The sequence below is a fragment of the Rhodopirellula europaea 6C genome (assembly GCF_000338295.1).
GTDB lineage: Bacteria > Planctomycetota > Planctomycetia > Pirellulales > Pirellulaceae > Rhodopirellula > Rhodopirellula europaea.
Genome location: NZ_ANMO01000015.1, coordinates 19,464 through 31,894, shown reverse-complemented (window position 1 = coordinate 31,894; position 12,431 = coordinate 19,464). Strand labels below are relative to the sequence as shown.

7 protein-coding genes and 1 pseudogene are annotated in these 12,431 nt (G+C 55.1%); 6 read left to right on the top strand and 2 right to left on the bottom strand.

All coding sequences use genetic code 11. The features are described from left to right. The 6 genes and pseudogenes from RE6C_RS32685 to RE6C_RS01475 form a co-directional block, all read left to right on the top strand. Nucleotides 1-205: pseudogene (locus tag RE6C_RS32685) on the top strand (hypothetical protein); the annotation flags it as partial. A gap of 147 nt (nucleotides 206-352) precedes the next feature. Beyond that, complete coding sequence (locus RE6C_RS01495; protein WP_008653190.1) at nucleotides 353-1,516, top strand: purple acid phosphatase family protein; 1,164 nt, start codon at nucleotides 353-355, stop codon at nucleotides 1,514-1,516. A 67-nt stretch (nucleotides 1,517-1,583) separates the two neighbouring features. Next, complete coding sequence (locus tag RE6C_RS01490) at nucleotides 1,584-2,879, top strand: DUF1552 domain-containing protein (protein ID WP_008653189.1); 1,296 nt, start codon at nucleotides 1,584-1,586, stop codon at nucleotides 2,877-2,879. A 2-nt stretch (nucleotides 2,880-2,881) separates the two neighbouring features. Next, the gene (locus RE6C_RS01485; RefSeq protein ID WP_008653188.1) at nucleotides 2,882-5,413 is read left to right on the top strand and encodes a DUF1592 domain-containing protein; all 2,532 of its coding nucleotides are present in this window, start codon (nucleotides 2,882-2,884) and stop codon (nucleotides 5,411-5,413) included. A 326-nt stretch (nucleotides 5,414-5,739) separates the two neighbouring features. Then, on the top strand, nucleotides 5,740-8,145 hold the full coding sequence (locus tag RE6C_RS01480; protein WP_008653187.1) for an SHD1 domain-containing protein: 2,406 nt from the start codon (nucleotides 5,740-5,742) through the stop codon (nucleotides 8,143-8,145). 180 nt (nucleotides 8,146-8,325) lie between these two features. Next, on the top strand, nucleotides 8,326-9,801 hold the full coding sequence (locus tag RE6C_RS01475; protein ID WP_008653186.1) for a TlpA disulfide reductase family protein: 1,476 nt from the start codon (nucleotides 8,326-8,328) through the stop codon (nucleotides 9,799-9,801). Between the two features lie 66 nt (nucleotides 9,802-9,867). Here RE6C_RS01475 and RE6C_RS01470 read toward each other — a convergent pair whose 3' ends face one another. After that, entirely contained in the window at nucleotides 9,868-10,863 is a 996-nt protein-coding gene (locus RE6C_RS01470; protein WP_008653185.1) for a hypothetical protein, read from the bottom strand. After that, nucleotides 10,860-12,356 (bottom strand): putative secreted protein, encoded by a 1,497-nt coding sequence (locus RE6C_RS01465; RefSeq protein WP_008653184.1) that lies wholly within the window; start codon nucleotides 12,354-12,356, stop codon nucleotides 10,860-10,862. Before RE6C_RS01465 ends, RE6C_RS01470 begins: the two co-directional genes overlap by 4 nt. Nucleotides 12,357-12,431 lie beyond the last annotated feature (75 nt).

Genomic DNA, 12,431 nt, shown 5'->3' with positions numbered 1-12,431 from the left:
AATTGCTGATATCCTTGTCGCCTTGGTTTTGCTGGTTTTCCGCTCCCGATTCGCGGCGTTTTACATGGTCGTTTGGGGTTTGGTGACCGCAGCGAGTAGAATGACCGCTCTCGGGTTGGAGGCTTGGCCCGAGACGCTGATCCGGATCGCAAACGGTGGTGTTCCACTTGTTATCTTGATCCACTGGACGGCGAAGCGAAAATAGCCTCGACTCCCACCACCCCACCCCAACTCCCACCGCGTTTGCCATCCCACATGGCATCTGACGCACCCCACCCACCATCGAATTGACTCGCTGATGAGATCCAGGAAACGTACGCGCTCGCTGATTCTCGGGATTCTTTGCTGTCTGATGTTGGGCAGCGCCACCGCACGAGCTGACGCTCCGTTGACAGGAACCCAGCCGGCCCAGTGGCGAGTCATTTGGACCGCGGACCCGGCGACCAAGGCCACCATTTCTTGGAGCACCAAGGAAGCGGGAATTTCGCACTCGGTTCGTTTTCGAATCAAAGGCAGTGGCGAGACTTTGGCCGAACAGTTGGCTGAGTCCGGACGCTACACCGGCGGCGAGTTCGAGTCGTACTATCATCATGCTCGTTTGACCGATCTGCAGCCCGGAACGGCTTATGAGGTGCAAATGGTCAGTGACGCGAATGAGTCACCGGTCTTCTACTTTGTGACCGCACCGGGGACTGACCGCGACTTCAGCATTTTGCACGGGGGCGATTCTCGGTCGGATCAAGATGCACGTCGACGGATCAACAAGATGATCGCGGCGTTGGTCGAGTCTTCCTACGACAACGACGATTTGTCTGATGACATACTGGCACTCGCCCACGGTGGAGATTACATCGTCACCGGAAAGAAGATGGAGCTTTGGTCGATGTGGCTATCCGACCACGAGTTGACGACCGCTTCGGATGGCCGTTTGTTGCCAATCATTCCCGCTCGAGGCAATCACGACAAAGGCAAACCGTTCAACGAAGTGTTTGGTTTTCCTGAAGGTGATTTGAATTACTACGGACTCAATCTCAGTCCTCAGGTCCGCTTCACGACTTTGAATTCAGAAACCAGCACGGCTGGCGATCAAGCTCGATGGTTGAAGGCGGAACTCAAAGCGTCTCGCGATTCCAATCGTTGGTTGCTCACTCAGTACCATCGGCCGGTTTATCCAGCGGTCAAAACACCTGGGGCTGGTTTGGTGAGCTGGGTTCCGCTGTTTGAAAAATACAACGTGGACTTGGTCTGCGAAGCAGACGGTCACAACATCAAACGCACCGTGCCGATCCGTGATGGCAAATCGGATGAAACCGGTGTGGTCTACATCGGTGAGGGTGGTTTAGGTGTGCCGCAGCGAACTCCCAAGACCGACCGATGGTTTTTGGAGTCACCCGGCATGGCTGACCAGGGCCATCACGTGTTTGTCTTGAAATTCACCAAGGAAGCATTGCATGGGACTTGTCTGCTGTTAGACGGAACCATCCGCGACCAGTTCACACGCCCCGTTCGCAAGTAGCCAGATCCGTTCCTGGTTGACCAGATCGCCCTACCGAAACAGATCGCCTTTCCGTAACGAGTAGAATATGAGCATGTCCAAACCAAAGAATCCCGGTCGTCGTCGCTTTGTTCTTCGTTCTCTCGCTGGGTCGCTCGCGTTGCCTGGTTTGCCGTCTTTGATGGCCGACACGGTTGATCACAACTCACCGGTCCAGTCGACTCGCGGTGCGGGGACGGGGGCTCGTCGATTCGTTGCGGTTGGCAACTTGCTCGGCTTCCAACAAAAGCACTTTTTCCCGGAAACGCCCGGTCGCGAATTTGAAGAAACAACGCTGCTGAAACCGTTGGCTGAGAACCGCGAACACATCAACGTCTATCGTGGTTTGGATCATGGAATTCGTGGTGGGCACTTCGCCGTGCACACGTTTCTATCAGGTGTGCTGCATCATGAATCGAAGAACCGGCGCGATGGCAACGTGACGATCGACCAATTTCTCGCGGATGAAATTGGCAAGCAAACTCGGTTTGCATCGTTGACGGTTGGATCGGAAGGAGGCATCCACGGCGGTTGCCAAATGTCGTGGACCAAGTCGGGTGTCCGCGTGCCTCCGATCACGGGGCCAGCCGAATTGTTCGACCGGTTGTTCATGACGGAGTCGGAGCAACGGCGTTCTCAAATGATCAACGAGAATGCGTTGCAGGCATCGATCCTGGATTCGATCACCGAAGAAGCAGGTTCGCTTTCGAAACGAGTCAATCAAGAAGATCGATCCAAGCTGGATGAGTATTTCAGCTCGATTCGCGAAGTGGAAAAGCAACTCGAAGTTCGCCGTCGGTGGGCGGATCAACCAAAACCGGAAGCCCCGTTCGAGAAGCCCGCGAACACGAACACGGTCGACGACCTGCCGATGTTGTATGAGCTGATTGCGTTGGCTCTGCAAACGGACTCGACTCGAATCGCGACGTTGGAAATTGGGGGCAGTTTCTTGCCTCAGAATCTGGGAATCGACAAGTCCTATCACAGCCTTTCGCATCACGGCAACGACGAGGAAACGATCGCACATCTGCTTACGCTGGAAACTTACCAATTGGAGCAATTTGGAAAGTTCCTGACGCGACTGGCGGCAATTCAGGATGGTGAGCAGTCATTGCTGGATTCAACCGCGGTGCTGTTCGGCAGCGGAATGGGCAACGGCAGTTCGCACACGAATTCAGACTTGCCAATCGTGCTGGCAGGTGGCGGCTACGGTCGCGGTGAATTCAAGAAAGTGGGTTCCGGCAACCGTAACAAAATTCCGCTTTGCAACTTGTATGTCGACATCGCTCAAAAAATGGGCGTTCAAACGGAGTCGTTTGGCACCAGCACCGGGAGCTTCTCATAACCGTGGGCCAGATACTTCCGAGTCGATCGTTTTTGTCAAAATTGCGTTTCGCGGTCTTGGTCGTGCTGTGTCTGTTGCACTTGCCTGAATCCTTCGCGGAGGAAACTGACTCGACGACAGACGATGACGCTTCATCGGAGGTCGCGGACTTTCTAGGGAAGTATTGCCTGGAATGTCACGACAACGCATCGGCGGAGGGCGAGCGAGAATTCGAGTCGTGCAAGCTTCCAATCTCGTCCGAGCAGCAACTGATCGCGACGGATGAGATCATCGATCAGGTAACGCTGAAGACGATGCCACCGGAGGATTCCGAACAACCAACCGACGAGGAACGTTTGGCTTTGCTTCAAGAGTTGCGAAGCAGCGTTGCCGAAGCTCGCGGTCAATTCGAAGGCTCCACTGGCCGTACCGTGATGCGTCGACTTTCCAACCGTGAATACGAGGTGACTTTGGCGGCGCTGTTTGGCCGTCGTGTCGACACGTTGGGACTGACCGCTGACTTTCCGAAGGAAAAGACGAGTCACCACATCGACACGATTGGCGAATCGTTGGTCACTTCGGGATTTTTGCTGGACCAATATTTCCAAGCTGCCTCGCGATTGGTGGAAACGCGACTTGGCAAACCTTCAACGGAACCCAAGTCGTGGCACTTCACCGACAACTTTCAACAGTACGAAGAATTGTCGGGGGCACACCGAACTGTTTTCAATTTTGAATACTTGTGTTTGTACGAGCAACCCAACACCGACACACGACAAGGCGGCTACGGACACATCGAAGACTTCCTCGAAGGTGTCCCCGTGTCGGGGCTTTACGACATCGAGGTGAACGCCCAAGCGATGCATCGGGACACACACTACGATCCCAAGATTTTCCGCATCGATTTCTCGGAACCGTTTCAAATCGCGGTGGTTCCCGGCGATGCCACGAAGGGGCACATTCATTACCCGCAGGCGATCGAGCCGATTCTGGCAACTGCCATCGTTCCTGACGAGCAGCCTGAATGGTTGTCGTTTCGCGTTTGGCTCGAAGCGGGGCAGACACCTCGATTCATTTTTCCGAACGGCCCGTATGAGTCACGGGCTTCGGTGATCGAAACCAATCGCCGGTACAAGGACGAGTTCAAGAATCCCAAAGTCGGTGTCAGCCGAACATCGCTTCTTCGCGAAGGGAAATTGCCGCACATTCGCATCGGTGAGATCAAGGTGCGTGGTCCGGTGGAGGAGCCCAACGGCAGCGAAGAGGAGCGTGCCGTTTTTGGAAACGACGGGTTCCAGGAAGACCACGCTTTGGACCAATTGTTCGCGTTTGGCCAACGTGCCTATCGCCGCACGCTCGAACAAGCGGACCGCGATCGGATCGAGTCGATCTACAACAAAAGGTTGTCGGAAGACGCGACCCCGCGACAAGCTGCACTCGATACGTTGAAGATGATTCTGTGCTCGCCGTCGTTTCTCTACCTCAGCGAGATCACGCCGGAAGACGAGACCTTGCTGCGGCCGTTCGACTTGGCGTCGCGTCTTTCTTATGCGTTGTGGGCTGCACCGCCGGACGAAGAGCTCTTTGAGGAAGCCAAATCAGGCAGACTGACCGAGTCAGACGTTTTGACGGAGCAAATCGAGCGAATGCTTCAATCAGATCGCTCCAACGAATTCGTGAACGGCTTTCTCGATAGTTGGTTGAACCTTCGTGACATTGGGAATCTGCCACCGCCGCGTAAGGCGGTACCCGATTACTATGCCGAGAATCTTCCTGAGTCGATGAAGCAGGAGACGCGTTTGTTCTTTCGGCATTTGTTGGATGAGAACGGGCCGGTGACGGATCTGCTGGACGCGGACTATTCGTTCGTGGATAAGAAGCTGGCGAAGCTCTACAGGTTGCCTGAGAAGGACACGATGCGTTTGGCCGATGGATTTCAACGTGTCAGCCTGGACGAGAACCGCCAACGCGGTGGTGTGTTGGGCATGGCCGGTGTGTTGACCGTCAGTGCGAATGGTGTCGACACGTCGCCTGTGACTCGCGGTGTTTGGGTGCTCGAGAACATTCTCGGAACTCCGCCGCCTCCACCACCGGATGAGGTGCCGAGCATTGATGCCAATGTCAGTGGATCGACGACGATTCGGGAACGGTTGTCAAAACACAGCCAAGACAAAACCTGTGCCGTGTGCCATCGCAGCATTGACCCGCTCGGGTATGCACTGGAAACGTTTGACCCAATCGGGCGTTGGCGAGACAAATATCCTAAGGCCAAGGGCCAAGGCAAAGCGGCCAAGGTGGATGCGACTGGCAAGTTTCCGTCCGGCGAAGAGTTCACGAACTTCGGCGATTTCAAACAGAAGCTACTGGAAAGCCGTCGCGAGCAATTCACTCGGAGTCTGATCGAAAAGCTGCTGGCCTACTCGACTGGCCGGCACATGGAGCGTGCTGATCAATTTGAGATCGACGACATCTTGGTGCGCGTCCAAGCGGACGGCGGCGGGCTGCGGACGATGGTGACCGAGGTGTCGACCAGCAATCTGTTCCGATCTCGCTGAGTTTCGGTTCAGCAGTGGTTCCGTTCATGGTCTATGCTTTTTTCTGCCGGTGCCATCCGTCAAAATAGATGCACTCAGACGCACGTGTCTTTCCTGTTCAGACGTCTTCCGCTCGACGTCAACGGACTGTTGATTGAACGAGCCGTACCGCGTTCGCGGCGGTTGATCAGACGCCAACCGGTGCTAACGCCCGTCGACTAATTGTTGTCATTCGGTATGCGACTAAATCAAACGCCCGCGGACTAGTCGTTGAACGTTCCAAACGCACCGCGATACGAACCGTGATTTGACTCTCGCCGCGATCTCCATCCCCCTGGATCGATCTTATGTTTCATCTAGAAATTTTCCGTCGGATGCGATGGCCGTTGATGCTTTTGTTGATGTTCCCGGCAACCGCGTTGGCAATCGATCCCGTCCGTCCTGGCGATCAGATCGAGGTGAAGCACCTAGGAAAGTGGCTTCCGGGGGAAGTGCTGGAATATCAAAAAGGGCAAGCTCGCGTTCGATACAAGTTCATTCGGGAACGGGAAGGCGTTTTCAAATTGGCGGACATGCGGTTTCCCAACAATGAGGGGAACTGGATGATATGGAAGGATGCTTCGGGGAAGTTTCTGATCCCTGCGCGGTTGCTCGAGCGAACTCCCACGAAAGTCAAACTGCTGAAAGAAGACGGATCGACGGTGGAAGTGCCAATCGACAAATTGGCCTCCAACCTCCAACAGCAACTCGGCAAGATTGCGAAAGCTGAAAAGGAGTTTGTTGATTCCGCATTGGTACGCGTTGGGGATCAAATCGAGCTGAAGAAATACAGGACTTGGTACCCCGCAACTGTCAAAGCTTTGTTACCCGATGGAGCAAAGGTGGAATATGAGTACGGCAGTGCCAAAGACAAATACGAAGCGGACGCCAAGTATGAGGACATGCGTTATCCCAATAATGAAGGACCATGGGCGGACTGGACCGATATATCGGGCAAGCACAAAGTCAAAGCGCGTTACCTGACGCACGATGCAACGCATGTCTACTTGCTGCTTCAAGGCGACAAGCGAATCCGATTGGAACGATCTAAGTTGGCCGCTGAGATCGAAGAGCAATTGGCTCTGCGGGCGATCGTTGCACGGCGTCCTGACGAGGTGGAGTTTGACGTCTCCGGTGTGGACTTCGAAGATCTGCCGTCATGGATTGGATATGGGACCGACGCACCGGCGCCCGACAGCAGTCTAGCGAGCAGCCTGACATCGTATTCTCGACCGAGTTTGAGCAACGGTCACTTCCGCGTTCCGTTGGAAACGAGCGGCAAGATCGATGCCGCGATTTTGGTGGATGGATCCGATGGCTGGCTAGCTGTGGGGATTACGCCGGAGACGATAGACGCCAGCCATCCGGTTTCACTGGAATGGGTCAACCTCGTCTCGCAGGATCGGTTGCCGGGGCCCAATTTCTTCGAAGGCGAAGTCATCATCGGCTACTCCGCCGCACAACGGCGACTGCTCACCGCTGAAGGATTGGATGTCCGCGGATCGGCCAGTCGTTTTTGCACGTATCGATTGGAGCCGGGATCCGATACCGCGAAGCCGGAATGGAAATGGTCGGTTCCCAAGGTCCGTTTTTATTCTTACCAAGACCAAATGAACGCTTCGTTTGTCGGTCAGGATCGAATTCTAATCGGCTATGGCGGCACACTCACGATGTGGAACATGGACACTAAAACGGCGGAGTATGTGATTCCGTCGAAGGAATCGGAAATGCATTTCAGCCCCGATCGACGTCACTTTGTTACCAACCAGTTTTCACATGCAGTCGTCATCGAAACGGAATCGGGCAAACCGGCAGCCGATGTGAAAAGGCACTCCACTGCCCGCTTCACTCAAGACGGAAACCATCTTGCTGCGAGAGGTAGTTTCAGTGAATTGCTGTTGAATTTACAAACGGGAGAGTCGCAAAAGATCACGGGCGGGTATCGATCTCGCTACGCAACCGGCAGCACGGATCCTTCGGTCATCGATCAGCGGTGGCTGTCGACGGGAACCCAATTGTTCGACTTGGAACGAGGTTGGCTGATCTGGACGGAAGGCTACCAAGATCTGGAACCAGTGACGCGGCACGTCATCGATGACAAAATTTTGGCGGTTGGTCAGCATCAGGGAGTCGACGGAATTGAATTGATCATCGGGGTCACCGATGCGGTCAATTCAACTGCTGTTCAGCGGATCTCAACCATCACGGAAGAGGAATTGTATGTTTTGCGTCCCGGCGTGCGGGTAAGGATTGATTCAGCGGTCAGTGATCCGCGAATTCGCACTGGAATCGAGCGAGCGATCGCTGCCGCCGGATGGCAACAAGATCCCAGTGCGGAGATTGTGATCGAAGCATCGGCCCACCGTGGGAAAAGGGAAACGCGAACTTACAGTGAATCACGCTACGCTCGATTTGGCCGTTCCGGCGTCGGCATTGAAACGCAGACTATCTCGGCGACACCGTGGATCCAGTCCATCTCAGTGAAGCTGGGTCAGCAAAGGTTGTGGGGCACAGGGCGGGGCGGAATTCCCGGTTTCTTGTCCGTTCGCGAAGGCGAGTCGTTGCAAGCGGAAGTTCAAAAATGTGAGCGGGAAGACTATTCCCTGTTCCAAGACTTTGAGCTTCCCGACAAGGTCATGGCGGCAAAGTGGAACAACGGATTCGGCACAACGTCGCTCACACCGAACGGCTTCATCGACCAGCCCGTTCAGTAGGTAATGCCCTTCCACCCGCTCACGAAAAACTGGCTAGCGGATCGGAATCCGCCATCGACATCTGTTGTGGGCGGATAGTCTTTTACGTGTCAGTTGCATGCACGCGTTCGCATCCGGGATGGGTTAGGATCAGCAAAAGGCGGGAAGATTTGATCCGATCATCCATCAAGGAAAACTCAGATGCGTTTGCGTATGTTCCTCGTCATCGGTTTGCTGTCAGCACCGTTGAGCCCCGTGTTTGTTCTCCCCGCAGCGACGTACGGGCAGGAAGCGACCGACGCTCCGGACACGCCTGCCGAAGACGTCGCGGAAGTGGAGCCCGAAGTTCTGGCCGTGCCCGACGAAATTCTTCAGTTGCTGAAAGAAGGAAAGCCAGCGAAGGCAGCTGAGGTTCTTCAAACGGCGATGGAATCCGATGCAGTCGCGGAGGAGTTCAAGGCACTGCATCAAACGATCGCAATCGGGTTCGTTCGTGCCCGTCAATACGACAAGGCGATGGAACAATTTGGTGCTGCGGTTGAATTTGAATTGGCTCGGACGGATTCGCCCACAGACGCGCAGCGGCTCGCCAGTCTGATTCGACAAGTCAGTGTGTATGGTCTTCATGCCACGCAGCCTGAGTTGGCTGCCGAGTGGGCCGACAATGCCATCGACAAGGTGCGGGCATTGGAAGCCGAGCATCCGATTGAAACTCAAACGCCACTCTCTCGACTGATCCAAGTTCGTGCATCGATGCTTGCTCGTGACAACGAAGACGCCGCGAGAGAAATGCTGGCAAAGCAGGTTGCGAAGTTGGAAGACATCAACGCGACCGAGGATCGGTCCGAGAAGACTTATGTGGAGTTGATCAATCTGCTTACCACTCAAGCTCGTCTGTTCAAGGATGACGATGGGCAAGACCGTGTCGCATCCGCTTTTGAGGAAGCGTTGGAAGCCTATCCTGAATCGACGGTCTTGATGGCGCAGTACGCAAGCAATGAATACTCAGTGATCAGCGGTCTGGCGAGAGTCAATCCTGATGAGGCGATCGAGCGGATGGAAGCTGCGGTTGCGAAGTTGACGCCTTTCGAAGAGAACCGGGGCGTCGAGTTGACTCTTCGCCGAATCAAGTCCCTGGAAAGCCGCATCGAGTCGACTCGAAAGCAATTGGAAATGATCGGTCAGCCAGCTCCGCCTTTGGACATCGACGGATGGGCAAACGCCGATGGCATCAGCGTGGAAGACTTGGAAGGCAAAGTCGTTCTCTACGATTTCTGGGCGATTTGGTGTGGACCCTGCATTGCGACCTTCCCCCATCTACGTGAATTTCGGGAAGAGTTTGGTGAGCAAGGTTTTGAAGTGGTGGGCATCACTCGCTACTACGGCTACACGTGGGACGAAGAAAGCGGGAAGGCCGTGAATGGATCGGATGATCCAACGCCCGAAGAGGAACGCGAGGCAATTGCGAAGTTCTTGCAATCCAAGGACATGAAGCATCCAACCATCGTCACGCCCAAAGATACCGAGTTGCAATCCAACTATGGCGTGACCGGGATTCCTCACGCTGTGTTGGTCGATCGCGAAGGCAATGTGCAGATGATCAAAGTCGGTAGCGGCCAAGCCAATGCCGACGCACTGCATGCGAAGATCAAAGAACTGTTGGGTGAAGCTTCCTGAGTGCGTAATGCGACCGTTGAGTGATCGTGTTTGCCGCAAAGACCAACGCGGCACGCGGCGTGAGGATCAGCGTGGTGTCGGTTCGCTAGAGCCGACACTGGGGTGATCGGGTAGCGTTCGTTGCAAGCGATAACCCAGCACCGCGAAAAGAACCCATGCGATCAATGCGTGGCAAATGAAGGAAATGGTTCTCAGATTGGCAGTCTTCAGGTATCGCGAAAGAATAATGCTCTGCATTCGATCAGAGAGATCGGATGCGATTGGAAACCTCGCGCCAATATACCAATCGGCAAAGAATCGATAGGCGAACCATACTCCCCAAGTCAGCAGTATCAGCGTCGCGCCGAGAGCCCATTCCCAGAAATGATTTCGCTGACCTGGACGCATTGTGAATGCGCCGACGCTGGCAATGGACAACGCGATCGCGACGGCGGAAGCCATGCGAACCAAGTCCTGAGATGATGCGGACCATTGCAACCAACGCAGGATGGCCGCGAAGCCGGCCGCCATCGCGGTCAGCGCCATCAAACGTTGAATCGTGACGGGGCGTGCGTTCTTTTCGGGGGCGATGTCTTCGTCAGTGGTTCTTGATTTCAGAGCAACATTTCGCCATCCCGAGATCAGCCACAAAGAACCGATTGCGATCAGCCACGCGATGGATTCGCCCAAGAATTCAAAGACACGTCCTTGGTTCCAATCATCGTCCAGTCGCCAGAGCAGCAGATCCCATGAATCGGGTCGGACGTGCCAAAATCGTTGCATGGAACTCGCGACAAATGGAAACACGACGATGACAAAAAGGATCGTGAATAGTCGTGCGATGGTTCTGGCCACTGTTGCTCGGACCGGTGGACCATAGGCAAAGAAAATTGCTGTGACGCAGTACAAGACTGCGTTGGCCTGAGATGCCCACCACTGCAGCGAATCTGCGGTTTCGGGATGCATCATCCAGTGGACGCTGGACTTAGCCAATGGCAACGCGTTCAACGACAGAGCGACACCGGCCCAAGCAATCACCGCCCAGATCAGCGGGATCTTTGGCAACCCGGTTCTTGAGCTCATTTTGCGACGGTCGATTCTGGTCGTGACGTGTTCAGTTCATTCAGCAGTTGGAGAAGTGTTTCTCGGATTTTCGGTTCGGCATCGACCGAAAGGTAACTCGATTTGGCCCGCCAGGTTTCGTAGCCGCCCAGTGCATGTTGCTCGGGCGTGGGCAGGTAACCGTTGTAGCCGTTGGCGAGTTCAATCGTGAACGTGGGTTTGAAGGGGCTGGATTTCTTAATCGCCAGTCCGGTTTCCACAAACGTTTCGCAGGGACTGCTGACGATGGCGAGTCCTCCGATCCGAATCGCTTGCAGCTTCACCTTCACGGTCGGCGGGTACTTGGCCAGATCCAATGTTTCACCCGCGTAAATCAAGCGGCGATCATTCTTGGGGCCATCACCGGCGTCAGCGAGCAGTTGCTTGGCTCTTGCAACTTCTTCAGTATCTGGACGGCGAACGCCAAGTTCGATCTCGGTCTCACGCATCTCCAATGGCACCCAGTTTTCAAATTGGACGCGTTGGTAGGCAACCGCCGCGGAAGCCGCCACGTCGTTGGCCACCAATCGAATTTGCTCGAACGGGGGTTGGCGGGTTCGGCCTTCGAAAAAATTAACGTTGTTGATATCACCGCTCGTACCGTTGGTCATTGCCGCGACAAAAGGTGGCTTGCTCTGAGTGGCCAGGATCATTTTTGTGAACTGGCGAGCGAACTCGCCGAAGTAATCCGCGGAGAGCGATTCGGGAGGAACACCACCGACGTAGTGCAGCGAGTAGTTTGCCCACATCGCAATCGGCCGACCATCGAGGGCTTGGACGGCAACGACGGGAACCTCCGGGTCGACCGGTCCGGCAGGTTGAAGCAGAGAGCGACTGTTTGCGCTCGGGTTCATCCGCACTCGATCCGTTCCTGAATCGAACGGGTCGTCAATTGCGACGCCGGGACGCAGAAACCATCTGCGATTGAAAACTTGGTTGGGATTGTTGCCCACCGCCCATCCGATTCGTGCTGGTTCCAATTGCGAATGGGCTTGGATGATCCCTTCCGCGATTCGCTCCACCAAAAATGGGATGTAGTCCTCTTCCACCAAACTTTGGAACGTGTGTCCGACCGAGACCGCAGTGTGAGTGTGTGTTGCTGAGCAAAGAATGTGATCGGTCGCGATGCCGGTCGATTCAGACGCCAGTTGCTTGGCCGCGTCGTAGATCTCTCTCGGAATCATGCAACTGTCGCACGTGACCAACGCGATGCTCGTTTGGCCGTTGTCGAGCACCAAGCAACGAGCATGCAGCGGATCGTGGGCTTGTTTCGCCACTCGGTGAGTCATGCTGCCCGAGGAGCTGACCGGGAATTTCTCAGGAGTGATGTCGATCGCGAACGCACCGGCGCGGAACACTTGGTCCGTGTCGGCTGCCATCGCCAGGCCGGGAGTGCACACCACCGAGGCGATCCAAACGGTGGTTGCCAAGATCGGTTTGGCAAAGCAAAACACTTTTGCAAATCGGTGTTCCACGCAGATTCGTATCGATCGATTTGTTCGTCTGAACATCACGTCTCTCACTCTTCGAGTTGCGGTATGGCAGGTCCT